Annotated in this window: 22 protein-coding genes and 2 pseudogenes; 11 read left to right on the forward strand and 13 right to left on the reverse strand. The window is 59.2% G+C overall.

Annotated elements, in window-relative coordinates:
• Positions 1–132: 132 nt before the first annotated feature.
• The 3 genes from HTUR_RS20730 to HTUR_RS20740 all read right to left on the reverse strand — a co-directional run bounded on the left by HTUR_RS20730 (position 133) and on the right by HTUR_RS20740 (position 1,529).
• Complete coding sequence (locus HTUR_RS20730; RefSeq protein ID WP_012945297.1) at positions 133–375, reverse strand: HalOD1 output domain-containing protein; 243 nt, start codon at positions 373–375, stop codon at positions 133–135.
• A 5-nt stretch (positions 376–380) separates the two neighbouring features.
• Positions 381–779 (reverse strand): DUF7344 domain-containing protein, encoded by a 399-nt coding sequence (locus tag HTUR_RS20735; protein ID WP_012945298.1) that lies wholly within the window; start codon positions 777–779, stop codon positions 381–383.
• A gap of 90 nt (positions 780–869) precedes the next feature.
• Positions 870–1,529, reverse strand: a complete 660-nt coding sequence (locus HTUR_RS20740; RefSeq protein WP_012945299.1) for a helix-turn-helix domain-containing protein — start codon at positions 1,527–1,529, stop codon at positions 870–872.
• 377 nt (positions 1,530–1,906) lie between these two features.
• On the opposite strand from HTUR_RS20740, the gene HTUR_RS25855 reads away from it, so the two are divergent.
• The 4 genes from HTUR_RS25855 (at position 1,907) to HTUR_RS20755 (ending at position 6,219) form a co-directional block, all read left to right on the forward strand.
• On the forward strand, positions 1,907–2,149 hold the full coding sequence (locus HTUR_RS25855) for a helix-turn-helix transcriptional regulator (RefSeq protein ID WP_081443510.1): 243 nt from the start codon (positions 1,907–1,909) through the stop codon (positions 2,147–2,149).
• A gap of 137 nt (positions 2,150–2,286) precedes the next feature.
• Entirely contained in the window at positions 2,287–4,818 is a 2,532-nt protein-coding gene (locus HTUR_RS20745; RefSeq protein WP_012945300.1) for a PAS domain-containing protein, read from the forward strand.
• Positions 4,819–4,883: 65 nt separating this feature from the next.
• A complete protein-coding gene (locus tag HTUR_RS20750) occupies positions 4,884–5,243 on the forward strand; it encodes a DUF7344 domain-containing protein (RefSeq protein WP_012945301.1) in 360 nt (119 codons plus the stop codon).
• A 484-nt stretch (positions 5,244–5,727) separates the two neighbouring features.
• The gene (locus tag HTUR_RS20755; protein WP_012945302.1) at positions 5,728–6,219 is read left to right on the forward strand and encodes a cupin domain-containing protein; all 492 of its coding nucleotides are present in this window, start codon (positions 5,728–5,730) and stop codon (positions 6,217–6,219) included.
• Positions 6,220–6,470: 251 nt separating this feature from the next.
• Here HTUR_RS20755 and HTUR_RS20760 read toward each other — a convergent pair whose 3' ends face one another.
• From HTUR_RS20760 to HTUR_RS20765, 3 genes are all read right to left on the reverse strand, one after another.
• Entirely contained in the window at positions 6,471–7,553 is a 1,083-nt protein-coding gene (locus HTUR_RS20760; protein ID WP_012945304.1) for a class I SAM-dependent methyltransferase, read from the reverse strand.
• 10 nt (positions 7,554–7,563) lie between these two features.
• Positions 7,564–7,737: a DUF1059 domain-containing protein gene (locus tag HTUR_RS25860; RefSeq protein WP_012945305.1), complete on the reverse strand. Its 174-nt coding sequence runs from the start codon at positions 7,735–7,737 to the stop codon at positions 7,564–7,566.
• 291 nt (positions 7,738–8,028) lie between these two features.
• The gene (locus HTUR_RS20765) at positions 8,029–9,378 is read right to left on the reverse strand and encodes an NAD(P)/FAD-dependent oxidoreductase (protein WP_012945306.1); all 1,350 of its coding nucleotides are present in this window, start codon (positions 9,376–9,378) and stop codon (positions 8,029–8,031) included.
• 203 nt (positions 9,379–9,581) lie between these two features.
• On the opposite strand from HTUR_RS20765, the gene HTUR_RS20770 reads away from it, so the two are divergent.
• Positions 9,582–10,433, forward strand: a complete 852-nt coding sequence (locus tag HTUR_RS20770; RefSeq protein ID WP_012945307.1) for a universal stress protein — start codon at positions 9,582–9,584, stop codon at positions 10,431–10,433.
• A gap of 301 nt (positions 10,434–10,734) precedes the next feature.
• Here the strand turns inward: HTUR_RS20770 and HTUR_RS20775 are convergent, their stop codons facing one another.
• Positions 10,735–11,535, reverse strand: a complete 801-nt coding sequence (locus HTUR_RS20775; RefSeq protein ID WP_012945309.1) for an ABC transporter permease — start codon at positions 11,533–11,535, stop codon at positions 10,735–10,737.
• A 215-nt stretch (positions 11,536–11,750) separates the two neighbouring features.
• On the opposite strand from HTUR_RS20775, the gene HTUR_RS20780 reads away from it, so the two are divergent.
• Positions 11,751–12,890 carry a COG1361 S-layer family protein gene (locus tag HTUR_RS20780; protein WP_012945310.1) on the forward strand — a complete coding sequence of 380 codons (1,140 nt, stop codon included), beginning with the start codon at positions 11,751–11,753 and terminating at the stop codon, positions 12,888–12,890.
• A 38-nt stretch (positions 12,891–12,928) separates the two neighbouring features.
• Here HTUR_RS20780 and HTUR_RS20785 read toward each other — a convergent pair whose 3' ends face one another.
• Both HTUR_RS20785 and HTUR_RS28485 read right to left on the reverse strand, forming a co-directional pair.
• Positions 12,929–13,873 carry an ABC transporter ATP-binding protein gene (locus tag HTUR_RS20785; protein WP_049942023.1) on the reverse strand — a complete coding sequence of 315 codons (945 nt, stop codon included), beginning with the start codon at positions 13,871–13,873 and terminating at the stop codon, positions 12,929–12,931.
• A 144-nt stretch (positions 13,874–14,017) separates the two neighbouring features.
• A pseudogene (locus tag HTUR_RS28485) lies at positions 14,018–14,101 on the reverse strand (hypothetical protein); the annotation flags it as partial.
• A gap of 126 nt (positions 14,102–14,227) precedes the next feature.
• On the opposite strand from HTUR_RS28485, the gene HTUR_RS20790 reads away from it, so the two are divergent.
• Positions 14,228–14,629 carry a universal stress protein gene (locus tag HTUR_RS20790; RefSeq protein WP_012945312.1) on the forward strand — a complete coding sequence of 134 codons (402 nt, stop codon included), beginning with the start codon at positions 14,228–14,230 and terminating at the stop codon, positions 14,627–14,629.
• Between the two features lie 645 nt (positions 14,630–15,274).
• On the opposite strand, the gene HTUR_RS20795 is transcribed toward HTUR_RS20790, so the two are convergent.
• From HTUR_RS20795 to HTUR_RS20805, 3 genes are all read right to left on the reverse strand, one after another.
• The gene (locus HTUR_RS20795) at positions 15,275–15,751 is read right to left on the reverse strand and encodes a pyridoxamine 5'-phosphate oxidase family protein (RefSeq protein ID WP_012945313.1); all 477 of its coding nucleotides are present in this window, start codon (positions 15,749–15,751) and stop codon (positions 15,275–15,277) included.
• 115 nt (positions 15,752–15,866) lie between these two features.
• Positions 15,867–16,529: a MaoC family dehydratase gene (locus HTUR_RS20800; protein ID WP_012945314.1), complete on the reverse strand. Its 663-nt coding sequence runs from the start codon at positions 16,527–16,529 to the stop codon at positions 15,867–15,869.
• A 75-nt stretch (positions 16,530–16,604) separates the two neighbouring features.
• Positions 16,605–17,492, reverse strand: coding sequence for a universal stress protein (locus HTUR_RS20805; protein ID WP_012945315.1), 888 nt, complete (start codon positions 17,490–17,492; stop codon positions 16,605–16,607).
• 755 nt (positions 17,493–18,247) lie between these two features.
• Between HTUR_RS20805 and HTUR_RS28120 the strand changes: the two are divergent.
• From HTUR_RS28120 to HTUR_RS20820, 3 genes and pseudogenes are all read left to right on the forward strand, one after another.
• A pseudogene (locus HTUR_RS28120) lies at positions 18,248–18,682 on the forward strand (universal stress protein).
• Between the two features lie 194 nt (positions 18,683–18,876).
• Positions 18,877–19,326, forward strand: a complete 450-nt coding sequence (locus tag HTUR_RS20815; RefSeq protein WP_012945317.1) for a universal stress protein — start codon at positions 18,877–18,879, stop codon at positions 19,324–19,326.
• A gap of 82 nt (positions 19,327–19,408) precedes the next feature.
• Positions 19,409–20,002 carry a flavodoxin domain-containing protein gene (locus HTUR_RS20820; RefSeq protein ID WP_012945318.1) on the forward strand — a complete coding sequence of 198 codons (594 nt, stop codon included), beginning with the start codon at positions 19,409–19,411 and terminating at the stop codon, positions 20,000–20,002.
• A 76-nt stretch (positions 20,003–20,078) separates the two neighbouring features.
• Here HTUR_RS20820 and HTUR_RS20825 read toward each other — a convergent pair whose 3' ends face one another.
• Positions 20,079–21,071, reverse strand: a complete 993-nt coding sequence (locus HTUR_RS20825) for a sulfite exporter TauE/SafE family protein (RefSeq protein WP_012945319.1) — start codon at positions 21,069–21,071, stop codon at positions 20,079–20,081.
• A gap of 208 nt (positions 21,072–21,279) precedes the next feature.
• On the opposite strand from HTUR_RS20825, the gene HTUR_RS20830 reads away from it, so the two are divergent.
• Positions 21,280–22,134 carry a CPBP family intramembrane glutamic endopeptidase gene (locus tag HTUR_RS20830; protein WP_012945320.1) on the forward strand — a complete coding sequence of 285 codons (855 nt, stop codon included), beginning with the start codon at positions 21,280–21,282 and terminating at the stop codon, positions 22,132–22,134.
• The last annotated feature ends 215 nt before the right edge of the window (positions 22,135–22,349 follow it).

Consider the following 22,349-nt stretch of genomic DNA (forward strand, 5'->3'; position numbering starts at 1 on the left):
CACACCGACTATCGGACGGTTTTTCTAACGGCTGATCCCGATTTTCAGACTACGGCGCTCGAGGGCAAATCACGGATTCTAAACCTCCGAGCGGCCGAGCGCCGACTCGAAGAAGAACGGGTTCCTGTCGGATCACCTAACGTCGACGCTCCCGTCTGCCCATACTGTGACGTCCCGCCCACAGAACCGGAATTTGACGACCCCCGATCGTCGCTCGTGCTTCGACATCGGTTCGAACAATTTATCCAACGCGGTGGGATCGATCACATCCGCTAACAGACACTCAAGGTCGGTCGGGTCGACGCCGTTTTTTGCCGCGACTGCCTCAACGACGGCGAGACTCGGTGGTTTTTCTGCGGGACCGTCGCGCGACATACGCACTAGTTCCGGTGTTTCTCGACCGTCTCCGACAGCGCCGACACGTCGAGGATTCCGGTCGGGTCCGGTAACGCTTGGGAGAGGAGATCCAGAATAGGGGTGACCGTAACGTTCTCTTCGACTCGGTCCCACTCGACGACTCCCGATTCGGAAAGCATCGGCAGATGAACGTGCTGCAGCTCGAGGAACGCTTCGTATTGCTGGTCGGCAGTCACGTCTTCGCTCGGAATCCCGCGTTCGAGTGCGGCGATCTCGGCAGCTAACCGGAAAACTGGCACTCGATCACGGCGAGTGAGGAGATACTGAAGCGCGTTTCGACGGGACGCGTCGGCCAAAATGACGTAAACCGTGTCGAGGAATTCGGGGCTTTCCAGTCGGTCGACGCTGAGTCGTTCAACCATGCTCGGTAATGGAGTAGAATTGCGAAAGCTTTCGCGCCGTACTACTCATGACCTTTATCTTCGTAGTACTGCTTGTCCTGAATATCGGTATTACGGGTTCCCACTCCCGGATTGAAGCAACGCAGCGCGAAGGACTTTGTCCGCTCCCCGACGTACTCGTTCGGAGAGTGCCTGCACTGAGACGTCGAGTTCAGCGGCGAGTTCGTCGTACTCGACTTCCCGAGGGACTTTGAAGTAGCCGCGCTCGACTGCGAGTGCGAGCGCGTCGTACTGTGCGTCGGTCAGCCCGAAGTCGTGACCGTTGGGTGGACGCTCGGCGAACGAGGAAACGCGGTTGAGTCGGTACGTAATATCGTGTTCGGCGCAGTACTGGTTGAACCGCGCGAGTCCGGAGTGGTCTTCGAACCGGATTCGAAAGAGCCACTCCTCGTCGCTGTGGGCCTCGAGTATCGTTGCATCGGTGTCGATGATCCCGGTAATCAGTTGTTCGGCCGGATCTTCCCACACGATCTTGTAGAGTGCCCGATCATCGTACTGATCGAGAACGGAAATCGATTTGACGTTCGAACTCCCGTCCATCGCGGCCTCGAACGTATCGAGATCGTTCCCGTAGCCCCAGATATAGGGCATGATCCGTTTTTCGGCGGGCACCACACGTTCGAGTTCGACCGAGAGTCCGTCGTGTTCGGCGATGATCTGTCCGAGGAGAAATTGATCGGCTTGAATCGAAATTTCGGCGATAATAGTCATAGGATGGATAGGCGTCAATAGGTAATAGACCCTCCCTCACTCGTTCAGAACGATCGACTCGGGTTCGTGCTCGGTCACCTTACTGTTGGACGGTCATGCTCTGGTCGATAATACAGTGAGGCTTGTGCTGGCGACTGGTTTCGAAAAAGTCCTGACTAGAAGCACAAACAGGGGGGAACTGCACGGTTCTCGTCCTCTGATTCGATCTGATAACTCTAAATACGATGCCAATCATCTGTTATCATCACTGGATACTGCTGGGCAACAAGAAGCCGAGTATTGCTCCGAAGCTTCAATGGCACATAACAGGCCTGCAGTTCGGTTTTCATACTCTATAAACAATACTCTCTAAAGAAGTCGTAACAGGGTCACCGTAGATTAATCGAAGACGCGACCAGCCGTCTGGACAAGAAGTCAAGGAAGAAATCGAGATATATTACGAGACCGAGATTAACCACGGCCGGCTCTACCCGAACCTCGACATGCTCGTCGACAACAAACTGGTTGAGAAGGGACAGCTCGATCACCGGACGAACTACTACGCCATCACCGATGCAGGGATAGCAGAAACCGAGGAGCGGCGGGAATGGGATTTTGACAGATACTCGGAAGTTCGTTAGGTCGGTGCAAGATATACAGCGCTTATGCAGCACGAAGGGAATCTCCGATTCTATTTCCGGGTTGAAATAGACAGAGCTGTCGGTTCCGAAGTGCCATTGACGGAACCGCTTTACGCGTGGCTCGACTTAGAGCGAGTATGTCGTCATCGGGTTCTTCGGGGGATGTCTATGCTGAAACGCTCGCCGTCTTCGACCAGCGCGACGATCCCTATGAACCATTCACGACGCCAGAGGTGGCAGACTCGCTCAATACCGCCAGACGAACTGTCTACAAACGCTTGGAGAAGCTGGTGAACCGCGGTGATCTAAAGACGAAGAAGGTAGGTGCCAACGCCCGGATCTGGTGGAAATCAACAAGCCCGCCCGGAAATCACACACCAAAGAAGGCAAAGCACCAGCGTACCGAGTTTGAATCTATCGTCGAAAACGTGCTGGAACGAAATACGGATGGATTCTACAGCCTCGACGAAGACCTTCAATTCACGTATGTAAACACCCGAACGGAAGAGCTACTGGACTTGGAGGAGTCCGCTGTTCTTAGTCAGAACATTCACGATACACCCCTCTTGACTGATGCGTTCGAGGCTGCGCTTCACGAGGCGTCCGAGACCCGGGAGCCTGTCATTGTAGAAGACTACTACGCCCCATTCGAGGTGTGGTTCGAGAACGCCATTTACCCATCAGAAACGGGTCTGTCGGTCTACTTCCGAGATATTTCGGACCGAAAGCGCTTGGAACACGACCTTCAAACGGAGCGAGACCACTTCCGCGTAGTAATCGAAAATTCACCGATCGTTGCATTCCGAATGGACTCGGACCTGCGGTACACCTGGCTTTACAACCCGGACCAGGACTTCGAAGATGTAGACGTAACGGGCAAACGCGATGATGAGCTATTACCGCCTGAGACGGCAGAAATGCTCATGGCCCCGAAGCGAGCCGCTCTCGAAACGGGCGAGCAGGTCCGAGAGGAACGGACCTACGAGTTACCGAGTGGTGAGGTCACGTACGATCTCACGGTTGAACCTGACCGCGACGAAACGGGTGAGATCGACGGCATATCGTGTGTCGCCGTGGATATTACCGACCAAAAGCAGCGCGAACGAGATCTCAAACGCTACGAGCGGATTGTCGAGACCGTCCCGGACGGCGTCTACGCCCTGGATTCCGACGACCGGTTCATCCTCATCAATCAGGCGTTCTGTGAGCTCGTGGGATACGACCGCGAGACGCTGCTGGGCGCTCACTCCACGCTGATCGAGAACCAGGCAGTGAACGATACTGCGAACGCCCTCCAGGCGGAGATCCAGGCAGGTGAGCGCGATGTCGGCGTGATCGAAGCAAAGTTCGAAACCGCCACCGGTGAGACGGTTCCGGTGGAGAGCCGAATCGCCCCATTCGAGCACGCCGATGGCCGCGTCGGTCGGTGTGGGGTCGTCCGCGACGTCACCGAGCAGATACGACGAGAAGAGGAACTCACCGCGCTGAACCGCCTCAACTCTGTGTTTCAGGACGTCACACACGCTATTGTTGAGTCGTCCTCACGTGAGGAGATCGAGCAGACGATCGCAGAGCACCTCACGAACTCCGACTCCTATGAGTACGCCTGGATAGGCCACCTCGACCGGCACGGCGAAAGAATCCTCCCACAGATCGTCGGTACGAACGATGTCGAGCTCCCCGAGATACCTCTCTCCTCCGCGACCGATAATTCGACGAGTTACCCACCGGCCGCTGAAGCAATGCGGACCGGAAGAGTTCAGGTCACAGACGATAGCATCGCCGATCCCGTGCTTAACCAGTGGAAGCAGTCCCAAGACATCCGCCACCGGGCGGGAATTTCAATTCCGATTGCCTATGAAGAGCGCGTCCACGGCGTCCTAAATGTCTACACGGCGCGAGAGAACGCATTCGATGAAAACGAACGCCGCATCGTGAGACGAATCAGTGAGGTCGTTGGGCACTCAATCAGTGCAATCGAACGGAAGCGGGCCCTACTGGAAGACCGCGTCCACGAAATCACGTTCCGATCTCACCGGTTTACAGAGACCCTCACCGATGCTGCTGGTGACGAGTCGTTCACCGTCTCTATCGAGAAGTCCGTTGCGCTCCCTGACGACCAGAGCATCGCATACTACTCTCTCGATGGGCTTGATCCGGCGGTTTTCATTGACGTCATCGAACAGTACAATCCCGACGGTGAGTACCACGTGACCGACGAGGAAGGGTCTCGGGCTCGCGTCGAAGTCCAACAGAGTAACTTGACGCTTGCAGCCGAACTCGCCAAGTACAACAGCTGGATTGCAGACGGAACTCTCCAGAACGGGGAGTTTCGACTCAGAGTCCAAGTGCCACAATACGCCCAAGTCCGAGAGGTGAAAGACATCGTTACGGAAGCGTATCCGGACGTCGAGGTCCTCGCACAAATTGAAGTCGAGCGAGAAAGTACACGTCTGAGTGATGTCTTTTCTGACCTAGACGACCAATTGACCGAGCGACAGCGGACTGCGCTGGAAGTAGCGTACTACTCGGGGTATTTCGATTGGCCACGCGCAATTACGGGTGAAGAGTTAGCCGAGCGGTTAGATGTAACTCCAGGCACTGTCTCCCATCACCTTCGGCACGGAGAACACAAGTTACTGTCCGCATTTTTTGACCTCGCAGAGTAGTCCAGATACGACTCAAACCCTTTTGAAGACCCTCTTAAGATGGTGGCGTTACTTAGAATCGTGTAATGGAGGAGATTGCCGACGACTTCAACACGGTTCTTGACCTCTGCCAAGACCGGTACCGCCGAATCGTTCTCGCAGTGCTCGTAGAAGAGCAACGCTTGTTAACGGTGAACGACCTCACGAAGACGGTACTCAAACACAATCACCAGACGTCAATTATTGAGGGTTGTATAGGGAGACTGACGAAGATCCAGCTCTCGCTGCTTCACACACACATTCCGAAGTTAGAAATGGAAGGGGTCATCGAATACGACCGAGAGCGCCAGAAGGTAAAACCGACGGAACAGCTCGACCAGCTACAACCGTACCTGTCTGCGATTATTAATCTCGATCCCGGTCTTGAAGAACCAGTTGGGCTGTGATTTCGTGCGTGCTCCGCTCCATCACATTGTGATGCGTCTATGGTTTCCTCGCCGTCAAAACGGGGGTGATGAATAGTACGCATATCTACTGATCGACTAACTCAGCGCAGATCGATTGAGACAAACGAAGTCAATCTGCTCAATCCCCCCTCTATATTCAGCACCGGGCTTTGGCAACTTGCAGATAGATTGGTAGCCCCTCCAGTAACGCTTTCGCCTATACTGATTATCTCACCCCTCGGAGCCAGGCGCTACTCTGGCTGCTGAATATGCGCTCTGTATTCAGCAGGCCGATCTTGACAGAGATTGATTAGAAGGCTCAGTCATTGCTGAATAGAAGCGCGTGTCTGCCGGAAACAAAAAGAGGAGCATATATCGGTGTAGAAACGTAGAATTCCTTCGACCGGGGACGACAGCTCTCCATACCGGCGAGATAAAACGACTCACTGCTAGTTTATCTCGTTGTAAGCCGTCTATTCGTGTGATGAGTTCGCAAACCACACCCAGTGATAAGTACGACGTCGATCTCGGTGAACTGGGCGCGAAACTGGAGATCGCTCGGACTGAAAACGAGGCGGACGTCGCCATCGTCGAACATACACTTCCGCCGCACACGCTCGCCGCCCCACTGCACCGACACAGCCGGGAGGACGAGATCTCTTACGTACTGGAGGGAGAGATGACCGTGCTCGCTGGCGACGAAATCTGGACCGTCCCTGCGGACGAGGCTACCGTCAAGGGCCGGAACGTCTGGCACACCTTCTGGAACGCGAGCGACGAACCACTCCGGTTCCTCGAGATCATCGCACCGGGCGAGTTCTCGGAGTTCTTTATGGAGATCTCACAGGTTTACCCGGTCGACCCCGCCGACGAGGAGGCGCTCGCTCGCTTCGAGGAAATCTGCGAGCGGTACGGCTTCGAGGCCGACCTCGAGAGCGTTCCGAAGCTCTGCGAGGAGCACGGTCTCCAGATATAAGAGGACCATCGACCGGTCGACTTCAAGGACTCTTGCTGTATCGAGCCTCTGTAGTCAACCACAACGACCATCGAGGAAAACGAGCGTCTCGTCCGTGAGCAGTTTGACCGAGTCAGGAAGTAGGACGTGTTCGACACAGACCACCTCACTGACGAGCATCACGAACTGGAAAGACCGAGTCGACAGACAACGCATTCATTCTCGTCGTGGACCGACCAAGATAGTCGAAAATTCATCGGTCTGGTGTGCGACTACGGCTTCGCTTCGAAGACCAGACTGGTCGGTGTCTCAGCCGCACGGCGGAAGCGTGTAAACCCACCTTCGGTGATAACTTCACGGGTGCGTTCCTCCCCTGCTTGTGCGCCGAGACCGTAGCCGACATCCTGACTGAGCGAGTTCGGCGTACAGGCCACCGTCGAGATCGAGTACGCGAGGCGACCAAACGGGGTAAGGTTGTCTTCGACCCGGTCCTCCGCATAGGGTTCGACAATCATCCACGCCCCGTCGTCGGAGAGCGTCTCTCGGACGTGAGCTGCCACACCGACGGGATCGCCCATATCGTGGAAGCAGTTGAACATCGTGACGAGGTCGTAGTCGGTTCCGTCGTACTCCCTTGCGGTCGCCACCTCGAAGTCAACACGGTCGGCAACGCCCGCCGTTTCCGCCCGCTCGCGCGCCACCGCGATCGATTCTTCGTGGTAATCGATGCCGACGACCGTCGATTTGGGGTACGCCTCGGCCATGCGGATCGTCGGTGCGCCGTGGCCACAACCCACGTCGGCGATCTGTCCGCCGGCTTGCAACGTCTCATCGACCCCGTCGAGCGCCGCGATCCAGTCGAGCAGAAAGGCCCCGTAGGATGGTCCGAAGAAACGTTCAGTGCCGTGAAACACGTCTTCGTCGTGTTCGTGCCACCCGATGCCCTCGCCCGTTCGAAATGCTTCGCAGAGCTCGGGTTCGACTTTAGATGCTGACGTGACCAGTTGAAACGCGCCCGGCATGAACACTGGGCTCTCCTCGTTGGCTAAGACGTACGCCTGCTCGGGGGAGAGCTCGTAGCGGTCGGTCTCGGGGTCGTAGGTCACGTACCCGCCGGCAGCCTGCGCACGCAACCACTCACGGACGTAGCGTTCCGCGGTATCTGTTTCCTCGGCGACCTCGTCGGACGTGAGCGGCCCTGCCTCGTCCAGCGCCGTGTAAAGGCCGAGTTCGTCGCCGATGACGGCCAGCGCGGCGTGGACCGTCGCGCCGAGGTCGACGAGTGACGTTTCCACGAGCTCGTTCAGTTTCTGTTCGTCGATCGGGTCCGCGTCCTCTCGAGTGTCTGTGGTCATAGTTTCGTTGCTACACGAGTTGTAGCCGTTTACGCCGGAGTTCGTCGTCCGTGCAGTCCTTCCTGTGAACGTCGCGCATGTGGATTTTCAGCAATTCGATTGCTTCGTCTTCGTTTTCCGATCGAATAACGAACCGGCAATCGGCGGCAGTTGCTTCACAATCGTGCCTCTGTGCTTGTGCCATCTCTGTTGATCCCCGCGACATCTTCGACGGCTATCGAGATAAAAATAACTATAAATAATTATATTGCGGAGGGATTCTAACTTACAGTACCTACTCTCCGTGTCATCCGATATCCGGTAGTTTGTATCGGCAGAATCTAGCCAACGCTGTCAGAAGTGGATGCTGTATACAGGGCACGCATCTAGAAGACTACTAATAAAGAATGGTCTCCAGGACGAGGTGTTTATGACCGTAGTATTTCCGATGAGCTACCACTAACCGGTGCTATTCCCCGGTCAGCAGCAAGCGAGTTTAGTTGGCCGGTTTGAACACGCGCCATATATGACTCGGACGCAGTAGCGTGGTCGGTGGTTGTTCCATCGTCAGTACCCGAAAGAACGCACTGGAGAGCATGCTATCGGTGTGTGCTTTCCGAGTCAATCGGGAGAGATACCATCTGATGATGTCCGTGCCGCGTGGTTTGGGGCCGGTTGTTTGTGGAAACGCGAAGTCACCGCCTGCCGCCAACATCCAGGCCATGTCGATTACCTCTTCGGCGTGATCGAAAAACCGAAGCGCGAGACCTTCACGGTCGCCCGTCGCTAGGGTCTGGTGGAGCACGAGCGCTTCCAGAGCCGCCACCGACATGCCCTGGCCGTAGATGGGATTGAAGCTCGCGATCGCGTCACCGATGACGATCAATCCATCGGGGAACTGGTCGAGATCCCCGTAGTGGTACCGCCTATTGGTCGGGAACGGGTACTGCTCAATGTCCGCAGAGACCTGTCGATGGTCGTCGAAGAGGTGCTTTACTTCAGGGGTCAAAAGGCTCGCTGCGAATTCTCCGAATCCAGCAGCGTCCGTTGGGGGATGGTCACCGTGGACGCCGTGTACGCTCACCACCCAGCGGTTTCCTTCGACGGGCGCAGCCATGCCACCGCGCGTGTGCGGCGCAGACGGTGGCACGAGAAACGTGCGAAGGTCGTCGGCAGGTCGCTCGATAAAGGTAGTGCTGTAGGCCACGTCGATGTGTACCTCTTCGACTTCCGGTGGTGTGTAGCCGTGGTTTTCGAGCCACGTCGGCGTGCGACTCGTCCGCCCAGTGGCATCCACGACCAGATCGGCGGCGATTTCCTCTCGCTCATCATCTTCACGGATGACCGCGCCTTCCACGGCCGTCGCTGTGTCGTCGATTAGGTAATCGATGACCTGGCAGTCCGAGCGAATGTGGACGCCATCGAGATCGGAAACGCGCTGTCGCGCGATCTGCTCGATCAACGGCCGCGTTGCGGAGCACGTCTCCATTGGTGTTAGACCGTGAGCAAGGAATCCTCCCTCGCTGTAGAAGTTCACATCGCTGGCGAAATCGACGACGACGCCTCCAGCCGAGACGAGATCGTCGCCGTACCCTGGAAACAGGTCTTCCAACGTGGCCCGTCCGGCTTCGAGCAGCGCGTGGGGATGTGCACCTTGCGGCACTCCTCGGCGTACGACTGGCTCGGTGGGTAGTTTATCTCGTTCGATGATCGTCACGTCGGTAAACCTATCAGCTAAAATGCGGGCTGCGAGCAGGCCGGCCATACTCGCTCCACTCACCACTGCTTTCCCGCTTCTCTCAGCCGGTTGGTGGCCGTTGTATCGTGGAACAGTTGTTAATGTCATGATGCTCGCTCCCCTATCCGTTGACCTTCGTGGCCAAGAGTGTTAATTGTTACCACATGTATTCAGTGGCGCGTTCGTATCCACTGATATTCTTCGCGATAGTCTCGAGCGAGGCGACCGAAACCGATCATATCGTAGCGTCCTCTCGAACAGTTCGATATCCGCCCGGATAGCTGTAAGTGCGTACCGATCGAACGTGCCGTATGTTCGACCGTATCCTCGTTCCGACTGACGGAAGCGGCCCCGCCAACGCCGCCCTCGAACTGGCCAGTCGAATCGCATCGCCGACGGCGACCATTCACGTGCTATTCGTTTCGAATGACGATCACGACGCCAATTCGTCGGACGTACTCGATCGGACGGCCGAAGAAATACTCGCCGACGCTCGAGAGACCGCGATCGCTGACGTCGAGACTGTCGTTACCGAGGCGCAACGGGGCGATCCCCGGGATCGAATCCTCGAGTACACCGCCTCTTCGGGGATAGAGCTGGTCGTTATGGGGGCCCACGGACGGCGAAAAGCTGAACCTGTAGTTCTGGGACGCGTAACTGAGGGAGTCGTTCGTAACGCTTCGATCCCCGTACTCGTCGTTCGTGCGAGCGACGATATCCAGTCTCGCTACCCGTTCGACCGCATCCTCGTACCCACAGACGGGAGCGAGCACGCACGCGTCGCAGTGGAACGGGGCGTTGAAATCGCTGCCGAGACGGAAGCGGCGCTTCATCTCTTGTCAGTGGTGAACGTAACGCGTTACGGAACCGAGTCCGAAACCGATGCACTGGTCGACCGTCTCGAAGAAAACGCGAAGCGCGACCTCGAAGCAGCGGCCGAAAGAGCGGCCGCCGATGGGGTCGACGTCCGCACAGCAGTTACCGTCGGAACAGTCTACAGAGAGATCTCCGCATACGCGGAGACCGAAGATATCGATTTGCTGATCATGGGGACGCACGGCCGAAGCAATCCCGAGCGAGAGTTGCTCGGAAGCGTCACGGAGCGCGTCCTCCGCATTGCACCGGCACCTGTACTGACTGTCCGCGCTCGAGAGATGGCGTAACGGGTTCGTCCACGGCTCCGAGTATGGGTTTTCTCCCAGACGTTCCGTCCCGCCCCGAAGTTATTGACCGAGGAGTAGGGGCGGAACGTATGACGTTCGTCGTCCCGATCGATGAATCGGAACTCGAGGAAGCCGCCCTCGTCAGGGCCGTCGAGTACGGCGTTGCACTCGACGAATAGATCGCGGCCGTCTCGTCCCGGAGCGAAAACAGTACGCATGAGAGAAGAGGTGGATCGACGAGAACGAACCGTACTCGAGGTGACGGAAAAGGCTGAGACGCCCATTGACGGATCGACGTGAGTCACCCGGAGAGGTCGCGCCGTTCGAAGTATTCACCGCTGACGACGACGAGGACGACGACGGCGACCAGAAGAACGGAGAGATCGGACCACGAGATTTCGCCGCCGACGAGAATCGCACCGGGGTCGAAGTGTCTGGAGAACGCAATGTAACCCAGCCACTCGTAGTCGGTATCGAACGTAAACGTATCGAGCAAGAACAGACCGAAGACCGATCCGGCACCGACGGTCTGTGCACGGCGGACGGAATCGAACGAGACGGAGGCCAAGAGTCCGACGCCGGCGCAGGCGAGCAGATAGACGACCGAATACGCGTGCACAGCGAACAGGTAGGTGACATCGATCGACTCGTCGATGAATTCCACGCCGAGAACGACCGCAAGGAACGTGATCGCGTTCACGAGGACGACGCCGGGGACGAGCGACAGGAACTTGCCGACCACGACTCGGGTTCGCGTCACCGGTAACGACAGCGTCAGTCCTACCGTCCCGCGTTCGACCTCCTCTGCGACCGTCGAGGCCGCAGCGTACGCGTAGTAGACCGCGAGCAGTAACACCCACCCGAACTGGTAGAGCTGGGAGACGAGGTAGCCTTCGATCGTGGTCAGCGTCGTCACGTTCCCGACGAACGCACGCGTCGCTTCGGGCGGCAGCGACTCGAGATACGCATCGAGATCGGCGCCGGTTTCCTGAATCGACGGAAAGAGTGCGACGGTGAGGACGATCAGCGCGACCATCGCACCGGCGAGTAACAGGGAACCCCGAAGTCGGCGACCGGCTTCGAACGAGGTGATCTCGAGCATCGGATATCAGGGGTCCTGTCTCCCGACGGGAGCCAGAACCTTATACGTGAAGCGCATCCGCTCAAGGTAACGAGCACTTGTCACGACAACGGTCCGGTAATCGGCGCTTCAATGACGGGAACGAGCCGGACTATTTATCCGCGGATCGACCGTTTCACGGTGGACATGGGCGGCCGAGAGGCGACCTCGAATCGACGGCGTCGAGCAGCCGTACGGTGGGCGTCCTCTCGGTCGTCGTCGCCCTCGCGCTCGGACCCGTCGCGGCGACGGCCCCGGTCAAAACGGGGCCGGCCACGCCGCTACAGAACGAGTCGCGCAACGATACGGACGCGAACGGATCGATCGACGATCCGAGTGCCGACGAGAGCGCGCCGCCCGCCGATACGGCCGGAGACGAGTCCACGCCGCGGTCGCCCGTCGAGAACGACATGTCCGCACCCGAACCGCCGCTTGCCGTACCGACGACTGATCCACAGATCGTCCAGGCGGCCGACGGGAACGTCACCGTCGCCGTCGCGGAGAATCAGTCGGTTCGTGCGGGCGAAACGACGCCGGTCACGCTCGAGGTGACAAACGACGGCGATCGACAGGCGACCGACGTCGTCGTGACGGTGCGAGCGGTCGACGGCGCCGTGACGTTCGGGCCGCCCGACGCACCGCAACCGACGCGGTCAGTCGTCGTCGATGACATCTGGCCCGGCGACACCGAGACCGTAGCCGTCGACGTCGTGGTCTCGGACGTCGATCCGGAGACGTATCCGCTGTTCGCGTCCGTTCAGTATCAAATCGACACCGAAGGCCCGGCCGACGACGAATTTCGACTGAACGAAACCGACGAGACGAACGACACCCGAATCGACGGCGATGGCGACGAAGAGACGGTCGTCCGGACCGACGGTCCGACGCTGCTCGAGCTCCCGGTCGACGGGTCCCGAGCGTTCGACGTGACGCCCGTCCGCGACGAGCTCCCAGTCGACGGAGCGGGCGTCTACGAGGTCCGAATCACGAACGATGGGGATGACCCGGTGACCGGCGTCGTCGCCGCGATCGAGGTCGGGCCGCCGCTGACGAGCGAGTCGCCGACGGCGTACGTCGGCGCGCTCGAGCCGGGAGAGTCGGAGACAGTGCGGTTCGCTCTCGAGTCGTCCTCGGACGCGGTCGAAACGACGACCAGCGTCGCGCTCGCGCTCTCGTACGACGCGGGCTCCGGGAATCGAGCGAGCGCGAATCCCGTTCAGGTTCCGGTTTCGATCGCCGAAACGGACGAGGACACCGATGTCGATTCAGTCGCACCGTTCGTCGCCGTCGCGGTCGTGTTCGCGCTGGCGGCGATCTGGTGGTTCCGGAGGCGTTGAGAGCCTGAGCGGCGACGGCGTGCGCTTGCGTGCTCGAGTTAGGGTGTCGCGCCGTTCCCGCTCGCTGGCGAATCGGGGTTCTCGTCCGTTCCTCCGTAAAAGTGCATGAACACGTCCTCGATGGACGCCTCGCGAACCTCGAGTTCGAGGACGGTGTACTCGCTCAGGCGCTCGATGAGAGCGTCGAACTCCCGTGCGAGGACGAGCCGGTACCTGCCGTCGCCGTCCCGCCGGTCGACGCGCGCGACCCCCGGGAACTCGAGGGCCGCTGGCGGCGGCTCCTCGGCCAATCGAACGGTCGCGACCGTACCGCCTTCCGCGAGGATGTTCTCGACGGTGTCGAGTTCGATCAGCCGGCCGTTCCGAATGATCCCGACGCGGTCGCAGACGCGCCGGACCTCGCTCAGGATGTGCGAGGAGAAGAAACTCGTTCGGCCCGCGTCCCGTCGCTCCTCGAGCAGTTCGTAGAACTCGTTCTGGACGAGCGGGTCGAGTCCCGACGTCGGCTCGTCCATGATCGCCAGGTCGGGTTCGTGCATGAACGCCGCGACGATGGCGAGTTTCTGCCTGTTGCCGCTCGAGTAGGCCTTCACGGTCCGATCGAGCGGAACCGGAAAGCGCTCGAGGAGTTCCTCGCGTCGCTCGTCGCCGCGCAGCCGCCCGAAGTGGTCGAGCACCGCCGCGCCCGTCACGCGATCGTAGAAGGTGACGTCGCTCGGGAGGTAGCCGAGGCGCCGCTTCGCGTCGCGTAGTTCCGTTCGGTCCGTCACGTCCCGACCCAGCAGCGACGCCGTTCCGTCGGTCGGCTTCAACAGTCCGAGGAGAACGCGGATGGCCGTCGACTTGCCCGCGCCGTTCGGGCCGAGGAAGCCAAAGATCTCGCCCCGGTCGACGGCGAACGTGAGGTCCTCGACGCCCCGAATGTCGCCGTAGTACTTCGTCAGGGACTCGAGTTCGATCGGCTGTGACTCGATGCTGCGCACGCGCCGACCGACGACGCCTCGAGCCTTATACGGTCGTCTTCGATCGTCTCCGGATGGACGCTGTCGCTGTCGTATCCGATTCGCGTTTCGATCACGTAGAGCGTGCAGCGTCGCATCGTACGTCGCCGCGAGGTCGATCGCGTGGGTCGTCGCCGCGCGTGCACACTCGCTCCCGTCGGTCGCGAGAAGGACGTTCGAGTATATCTGTGAGTACACGTCGCATTGCATCCCTTATGATTTCGAGGGGCCGAAGACGCGACTGAGGGAGCGACGACCGCCTGTCTATCGTAATTTCCGTGGTGGAGACAGTCGACGGACCCGGTGATTATTGATCCCGTCGACGAACGACGCGGTATGTACGACCGTATTCTCGTCCCGACCGACGGACGCGAGAGTACCGAGCGGGCGATCGACGAAGCGATCGACCTCGCCATCGAGCACGATGCGACGCTCCACACGCTGTACGTGATCAATTCGGCCGCAATCGCCCCCGGTATCGAGTTCGGCGATCTCGAGAAAATCGGTCGACAGGCGGTCGATTACGTCCGCGATCGCGCGACGAGTGCCGGAGTCGGACGCGTCGACAGTGAGGTCACGCACGGCCTTCGTCACCGCGCGATTCTACAGTACGCCGACGATCACGATATCGATCTCATCGTTATCGGTCGGCATCGAGAACTGGACCACCTCGTTCGCGGCAGCGTGTCGAAGCGCGTTTCCGAGCAGGCGTCGGTCCCAGTGCTAATCGTCGAGTGAACAAGTACCTGGGGTGATCGAGTGTAGTCAAGCGAATGCAGCTATCCGGCCCGAAACTCACGAGACTCGTCTTCGATGCGATCTCAGGAAGTGATAGAATAGCATCGTAATACGGGTAATTGCACGATTCCGTCGATGAGATCCAGCAGAAGTAATTGCACCCCGTCAAGCAGCCAGACAATGGACCACCGTAATGTATGTCATGCCAACGAAATGTAAGACAGGTTTCCAGAATATTGTGAAAAGACTACGGACCCTACGAATAGCCCGCTCCCAGTAACAGAAGTGTTTATCTCCCAATTGAAGTTCGATGTACACGTGCAACACGCTCGTGGCAGTCCCGAGAACGACGAGAAGAACGCACGACGGTGCGCCCACTCTATCTGCCGCTGGATCGGCCGTCCCGGACTGAACTCCAGGTCGCTCATCACGCTCGGTGTTTCGTCACACAGTTCAAAGATGGGCAGACCACCCCAGGTACGGCGACGGTCTGCCGTCCAATTGGGTTTTGACCTACGAGTGGAACTGACCGGCTCGCCGCAGGCACTGCTGTCGCCCGCTGCAGTCCGTTCGCACTCGAGTGCCGTGTGGAACTGCGACTATAGTCAATCGAAACTATCAGATAATCCAAAATAATCTCTCTGTTCACATTCCGTCCGGTTCGAGACTAGGTGGCAGTCCTTGGTGTTTAATTCCCGTCTGTTCGTCGATTTGGAACTCATAGACTCTCACGTCTCCCGACAGGGTAGCCGATTCGAAAACGGCAGGCCGCCAGGCGGCATGTGAAATCTCGTCGAGTGCATCCCACTCGGTTTCTGGGATGGCAGAAAGTTGACCAGTCAAAAGGACGCTTTGCCAATTGTACGGCGTATCCACCTTGTACACGAGGAATCTCGCGGTGTCGGTTGCCTCGCTTAACGTTCCCTTCCGGCTGTTCGAGCCGAGGAGATACGTGAAATAGAGCCGGTCGTGCCCGTTGTACCCATAGGATATGGGAAGCAAATATGGGCCGTCTTCCGCTGGAAGCCCGAGCACGCCAGTCTTCTGACTCGAAAGGAACCCCTCGATTTCGTTTTCGTCCATTTTCACCAATCCATACTCCTGCAGTTCGTCGATGGACATAGGTGGTCTATCGACGACGGCAACGAAAACCCCCCTCCTACTGATAGTCAGACGGATAATTCCGGGCGAAGTTACTGTCTTCTTATTGAGCCTCTAATCGGATACAACCATGTATTCATGCTTCTCGCGAATCGTCGATGAGCACGACGGCCTGCCCCTCGATTACGCGTTCGCCCTTCGAATCGACGACGTCGGTCGTAAGCTGATACTTGTCTCGGCCGATATCTTCGATAATCTCACAGATCGCGGTCACTCGGTCGCCGATTTCGACCGGTGAGAGGAAGGTAAGATTCTCCGACACGTAGATCGTCACCCCGGGAAAGCGAGCCAATGCGGCGCTGATCACTCCGCCGACGAGCGTCCCGTGGACGATCCGGCGACCGAACCGAGTGGCGCGCGCGTACTCGTCGTCAAGATGAAGGCGGTTCGTGTCTCCGCTGGCCATAGCGAACGCCCGAACATCGCGTTCGGTGAGCGCCTTCGTGAACTCGACGCAATCGCCGACAGTAATGCGGCTGTCGGAGAGACCGATAGCGTCAGCTTCCCAGTCGGATAACTCGTAGGCGGTTTCAGAGGGGATGCGTCTCCGGATGCTGTCGGGCCGAGTATAGTCAAATTCGTAGCGTCGGAAGATCTGGGGAACGTATCGAACGATATCGTTCGAACTGACGGAGCTCCTCAAGGGCGTGTGGCGGCCGGACGTCCTCGCGTCGGCGGACCTGTCGGGGGTCTCGCGGTCTACGAATTCCGGATCGACGACCGCAGAGGGATCACGCACCGGGGACTGCCGCCCGCCCTCGAAACAGAGGACGAGTAGCGACGTTCGAACGGCCGTCGTGGGTGAGAACCACGGTCACCTGACGACCGTTACCGGTGCAGACGACCGCCGGACGATCTGCTCCGCGACGCTTCCGAGCAGGATACGCGTTCCGCCGTCGTGGCTGTGACTGCCGACGAGAACGTGGTCGGCCTCGATCCGGTCGGCGTACTTGAGGATGACGCGCGAGGGGGGTCCGGTCTCAGTCGTCGATCGGAGATCCGCATCGCTATCGCCCGCGATCGAGTCCGCAATCCCCAGAACGCGGTCCGCGTTCCGGTCTGCTCGTTCGTGCCACGTACGGACTGCATTGTACCACTCCTCGAAATCCGGGTAGTCGCCGCTGCGTACGCCCACGTGGTCGAGATCGTCCACGAACGGATACCGTACGTAGAGCACGTACACCGTCGCCTCCGGAAACGCGTCAATCGCATGTTGTAACGCGTTACACGCCGGAGATGATCCGTCGAAGGGAACGAGCACCGTTTCCAGGGACGCGTTCCGTCCGTCGTCGACCGCCGATCGAAGGACGGTGACCGGAGCCCGCGTCCGGCGAACGAGCGTTTCAGGCACGTTTCCGAGCGAATCATCTGCCATATCCGCTCGATAGGATCCGTCTATCACGATCCGATCGATCGTATACAGATCGACGTGTCGCAGAATCGCGTGAATCGCGTGCCCGTAGACGAATTCTGACGAGATCGTCGTCGAGCGGTCGTCTGCTACGGCGGGTACGGTTTCGAGGACATCCTGTGCCCGTTCGTATCGCTCCCGTGCCTGTTTCTCTGAGTCTGGAATCGTCGCGAACGGATCGAGGATGTGGAGTGCGGTAATCGTCTCGCCATCAAAGACGTCCGCTGCGTATCGCAGTGCTGACTGCGAGTGCTGCGATCCGTCGTACGGAACGAGAATGGAGTGACCCATACCCGAAGACTCTACGGACAGCGCAAAAATAACGTGGGCAGGAATCAGTGGTACATCACCAATCGGTCGTCACCTCGACACGAGACGACTATTATCGTCTTCATGCCGTTATTGTTCAGTCCGAGTCGCAATTACTCCCTCTCGAAGGGTGTTTTCACGACCGTACCGGTCGCTCCAATATCCGGACGACGCTTCCGAGCAACCGCTAGTACTCGCCGGACCGGTTAGTCGATCGTTCAGTCGATGCCCAGACTCATGTCGGTTTGAATGACAGTCGATCGTACATAGCCGGGTCGTCACCATCATCGTACACTTCTTTAGCGGACGAAATGATAAATATCTCCTTCGTGATCGAATGAATACAATCGAACCCGGCAACTCGAGAAGTGGGCCTGGTCATCACGAAATGGTAAACTGGCGTTCGAGTATGAGTCGTTTATTCTTCATAGTAATATTATATTGTCGCATCGCTTATCAGGTAATGATAGGATTCTACTGGAGAGTCATTACGTACGTACAGTTGTAATATTTGAAATCAGAAACCGACATATGACGGGGCCGACGGGTCTGGTCTGAAACGGTCGAATAGAAAACACTTACACGTAATATCGAGTGAGTGTGCCGGTTCGCGATTGAGTCGATTAAAGGGCGACACCCGTGTTTGACCGCGACGAAAGTCGGATTCGGCTTAGAACTCGCCGACCGTCACGTAGCTGTCCTCACGATTAACCCACGGGGAACCGAAGTCCTCGTCGATGCCACCAACAATTGATGCGGTCGATTCGGTCCTCCTACCGACGGACGGAAGCGACGGCGCCCTCGCGGGGGCGAGACGTGGCATCGACCTCGCCGAGACGGCTGATGCGACCGTTCACGTACTCTCGGCCGTCGATACGTCAGAGACCGACCGCGTCGCGACCCTTCTCGGGGTGGACATCGACGAGCAGCGGACGGCGCTCGAGGCCGATGCCGAGTCGGCAGTCGAGTCCGTCGAAGCGATGGTCTGAGACCGGAGTCCGGACCTTGAGGTCACGACGGCGACTGAACGAGGAGCGCCATATCGAGTCATTGACTGCTACGTGGAAGCGAACAGGAGCCACGGTCGTGAGGGGATTTCGCGCATCCTGCTCGGGAGCGTTGCGGAAAATGTCGTCCGTCGGTCGCCGATTCCCGTCATCGTCGTCCGGTAGCGTCGTCTTTCGATCGAGGTGGAAGCCGAGCCGATCATGGTCGAGGGACCGCCGTCGGGAGGAATCAACGGTACGAACGGGCCGCAGGTATCGTGTTGCCGACCATCGTGAACCGTTCCGGTGTAAGCCAGTCGCGCGTCTGGCCCAGGGGCTGCCGGATAGTATTTTGAGACTCCGCGAGGTACGCGGGATCGATGGCTCAGCAACTACTGGTTCCCGTCGACGGATCGCCGCTGTCTAAACGAGCCTTAGAGCACGCGTTCGAGGAATACGGAGACGCGTCCGTCATCGCGCTCCACGTACTCGATCCCACCGATCCCGGGTACAGCTCACCGACCGATGTCGACGTCAGAAACGAACCGCCACACGGGTCCGACGAGTGGTACGAGCGGGCGAGCGAGGAGGAGGAGAAAATATTCGACGACGCGCGCGAGCTGGCGAGCGAATACGACGGGGCGCTCGATACCGAGACCGCAATCGGCGAGCCCGCACGCGAAATCGTCGACTACGCCGAGGAGAACGAGATCGATCACGTCGTCATGGGCAGTCACGGACGAAGGGGAGAGACGCGACTGTTGCTCGGCAGCGTGGCCGACATGGTCGTCCGGCGGTCGCCGGTCTCCGTCACCGTCATCCGCGACTGAGCGGATCGGCAACTGTCGGCCGTTCGAGTGATGCGGCCGGCTGTCCTTTTATACTCGTGCTCGGGGTAGGGGCACCGATACGATGGTATCGTTTCTCGTCCTCTACGGCAGTGGTGAGGGACAGACGGAGACCGTCGCCGCCCGTATCGCCGAGACGCTCGACGAACGCGGACACGATGCGACGACGCTCGACGTCGACGACCTCCCAGCTACGTTCGACCTCAATGAATTCGACGCGGTCCTCGTCGGCGCGTCGATCCACGCCGGTAAACACCAGTCGTCGATTCTCGAGTTCGTTCGATCGAATCGGCCGGCCCTCGATACGATACCGACGGCGTTCTTCCAGGTGTCGCTGTCGTCCGCGACCGAGGTGGGTCGTGCGCAAGCGGCGGGCTACTTCGAGGAGTTCGTCGCGGAGACGGAGTGGCATCCCAATCGGGTCGGGTTCTTCGGCGGCGCACTCCGCTACTCGGAGTACGGTTTCCTCAAGCGGTTGCTGATGAAACAGATCGCCAAGCGGACCATCTCGGACCTGCCCGAGGCCGACGCGTCGGGTGACGTCGAATTCACGGACTGGAAGGAAGTCGAGGCCTTCGCCGCCGACGTGGCGGCGTTCGTCGAAGGACGGTTAGGCGTCGCGCCGCCGGGTGCGAACGGACGGACGGAACTCGAGTGAATCGATCGGCGGAACTCCGAGGCAGATGTATCGGTACGTACGTTTGCGGGCGTATTTCGACGCCTAAGAGTACTCGCTATCGGTTTACAGAAAGCCGTTCTTCGCGGATGTTTTGCATCCCGAGGTAGAGAACTAGTGCGCTTAACACCAGCGCCCCTCCGAAGAGAAACACCAAACTGAGCGTATGCAGCAGTTCGACGCCGTACGTGTGACTGACGGTTTTACTCGCTACGGAGACGCTCCCAACGAGTAGCATGACGCCGAATGTCGTTCTGAGTTCGGCGTCGTCGAGATAATCCGTGAGTACGGCACCGATTCGGGTCCCGACCGTACTGCCGATAAGCAGGGGAAGTAACATGGCGAAGTGAATCGATCCCCGTTGTCCGTACACGAACGCCCCATAGGCGCTGGAAACAGTGATCTGCATGATATCAGTCCCGACGGCGACTGCACCCGGCATCGCAAATCCGTACATGAGTACGGGAACCATCAGGAATCCGCCGCCGACACCGAGGAAGCCAGAGAGGATTCCGACTAGTACCGCGATCAAGAGTACGATCCAGACGGAAACGTCGACGTTCTCGAGGAAAATCAGCGGCGGAACGGTGATCCGCTCGAACCGGTCGGAGACGGACGACTGAGTCGCATCGACGCCCTCATCGTCGATTGCAGGATGGTGCCCGTCACGGATGACGAACACGCCGACTGCCGCGAGGAGTACGACGTAGAGGAAACTCACTACGAGATCTGCAAGTCCGATATCCACCAGCGCGAGTAGCCCGCGACTCCCGATTTCGATGCCGACTGTCATCCCCGTGAGCAGCAATAGACCGAGTCGATAATCGATGTGATCGAGATCGCGATGAGAGAGCGTCGCGATGAGTGACGTCCAAAATACGAACGCAAGTCCAGTTCCGACGGCGGTAGGGGCGGAATGTCCGAGAACGAGAAGAGCGGGGGTGACGAAGAAGCTCCCGCCCATGCCGAAAAACCCAAAGAGAATTCCGACGGTCAGGCCGAACACGACGAACAGGACGACAAGCGGGATGCTCACTTCGAAGAGACTCATACATTCACGCACGATCCAAGAGGCTACAGTTGTTTCTCTCACCGGGATATCTGGGACCGCTGTGTGTCCGGAATTCGTGCCGGCGACTCGCAACGGGGCTGAACCGAACGAGACCGCCTCTCGAGCGAGCGTTTTTGTACGACGCGCTCGTCGAGAGAGCCAGGATGAGGCTCAGGCCCGCGTCGACAGACCGTGACCGGGCAGACCGATGATCGACGAAACCAGTCTCGAGAACCGACGGGGATTCGACGTCTGGGGGTTTCTGCTGTTCTCCCACGGCTGGACGTGGTGCTGGTGGAGCGTTCCAATCGTCGCCGGGTGGCACGTCTTCCGGTTTCCGGGGATCCCCTTTCTGCTCGTCGGTGGGGTCGGCGTCACGCTCGGCGGGATCGTCATGTCCTGGCGGATCGGCGGTCCGGTCGGGATCGCGGATCTGTGGCGGCGGCTGGTCGACGTCGACCGGATCCCGCTCGGCTGGGCGGCGGTACTCGCAGGGCTCTGGCCGGCGCTCGCGTTGCTCGGTGCCGGGATCGCGGCCGTCGTCGACGGCGAGTCGCAACCGCTCACCGCGGCCCCGTTGCTCGAGTTGCTCGGTGACCCGGTCGCGCTCCTGGGGACGGTAGCGGCGATCTTCTTGCTCGGACCGTTCCACGAGGAGATCGGCTGGCGGGGCTACTGGCTTGACCGGCTCCAACTGCGCTGGAGCGCGCTGACCGCCAGTCTCGTCCTCGGCGTCGCGTGGGCGGCGTGGCACGCGCCGCTGTTCCTGATGGTCGGCTACTTCAGCAGCTGGGACTTCGCGCCGGATCCATCGTGGTTTGCGTTCAATATTCTCGTCGGCTCGGTTCTGTACACGTGGCTGTACAACAACGCGAGTCGGAGCGTCCTCGCGGCGATCCTGTTTCACTTCGCCGGCAACGCCACCGGACAGCTCCTCGAGCTCTCGCCGGCGGCGGATCGGTATCAGACGATCGTGACGACGGGACTCGTCCTCCTCGTCGTGCTCCGGTGGGGGGCGAGGGATCTCCGTCGCGGGGAGGAGCGCCCGCGGCCGCCGTACTGACGGGACGTGGTACTGAGCGCGTCGAAAATCCGGATCAAAGCGCACTCACGACGTGCTCGATGTCGGCGTCGGCCATCGCGAGAATCTCTCCGTGGGCGGTGCCGGTTCGGAGGTGGAGTCGAAGTGTGACGGTCGTCCGGTAAGCCGCGACGGATACCGTCGACTGCGATCGGTCGGCGTCGCACGCGTCCTGTTTTTCGGCCGGTCCCGGATCG

The sequence above is a fragment of the Haloterrigena turkmenica DSM 5511 genome, assembly GCF_000025325.1.
GTDB classification, from domain to species: Archaea; Halobacteriota; Halobacteria; order Halobacteriales; family Natrialbaceae; genus Haloterrigena; species Haloterrigena turkmenica.

Coding starts and splice junctions, on each gene's coding strand:
- HTUR_RS20815 (WP_012945317.1), top strand. CDS start 18,877: ATGGCTCAGCAACTACTGGTTCCCGTCGACGGATCGCCGCTGTCTAAA.
- HTUR_RS20755 (WP_012945302.1), top strand. CDS start 5,728: ATGAGTTCGCAAACCACACCCAGTGATAAGTACGACGTCGATCTCGGT.
- HTUR_RS20730 (WP_012945297.1), bottom strand. CDS start 375: ATGTCGCGCGACGGTCCCGCAGAAAAACCACCGAGTCTCGCCGTCGTT.
- HTUR_RS20740 (WP_012945299.1), bottom strand. CDS start 1,529: ATGACTATTATCGCCGAAATTTCGATTCAAGCCGATCAATTTCTCCTC.
- HTUR_RS20790 (WP_012945312.1), top strand. CDS start 14,228: ATGTACGACCGTATTCTCGTCCCGACCGACGGACGCGAGAGTACCGAG.
- HTUR_RS20820 (WP_012945318.1), top strand. CDS start 19,409: ATGGTATCGTTTCTCGTCCTCTACGGCAGTGGTGAGGGACAGACGGAG.
- HTUR_RS20745 (WP_012945300.1), top strand. CDS start 2,287: ATGTCGTCATCGGGTTCTTCGGGGGATGTCTATGCTGAAACGCTCGCC.
- HTUR_RS20765 (WP_012945306.1), bottom strand. CDS start 9,378: ATGACATTAACAACTGTTCCACGATACAACGGCCACCAACCGGCTGAG.
- HTUR_RS20735 (WP_012945298.1), bottom strand. CDS start 779: ATGGTTGAACGACTCAGCGTCGACCGACTGGAAAGCCCCGAATTCCTC.
- HTUR_RS20830 (WP_012945320.1), top strand. CDS start 21,280: ATGATCGACGAAACCAGTCTCGAGAACCGACGGGGATTCGACGTCTGG.
- HTUR_RS20825 (WP_012945319.1), bottom strand. CDS start 21,071: ATGAGTCTCTTCGAAGTGAGCATCCCGCTTGTCGTCCTGTTCGTCGTG.
- HTUR_RS25860 (WP_012945305.1), bottom strand. CDS start 7,737: ATGGCACAAGCACAGAGGCACGATTGTGAAGCAACTGCCGCCGATTGC.
- HTUR_RS20760 (WP_012945304.1), bottom strand. CDS start 7,553: ATGACCACAGACACTCGAGAGGACGCGGACCCGATCGACGAACAGAAA.
- HTUR_RS20805 (WP_012945315.1), bottom strand. CDS start 17,492: ATGGGTCACTCCATTCTCGTTCCGTACGACGGATCGCAGCACTCGCAG.
- HTUR_RS20750 (WP_012945301.1), top strand. CDS start 4,884: ATGGAGGAGATTGCCGACGACTTCAACACGGTTCTTGACCTCTGCCAA.
- HTUR_RS20775 (WP_012945309.1), bottom strand. CDS start 11,535: ATGCTCGAGATCACCTCGTTCGAAGCCGGTCGCCGACTTCGGGGTTCC.
- HTUR_RS20795 (WP_012945313.1), bottom strand. CDS start 15,751: ATGTCCATCGACGAACTGCAGGAGTATGGATTGGTGAAAATGGACGAA.
- HTUR_RS20770 (WP_012945307.1), top strand. CDS start 9,582: ATGTTCGACCGTATCCTCGTTCCGACTGACGGAAGCGGCCCCGCCAAC.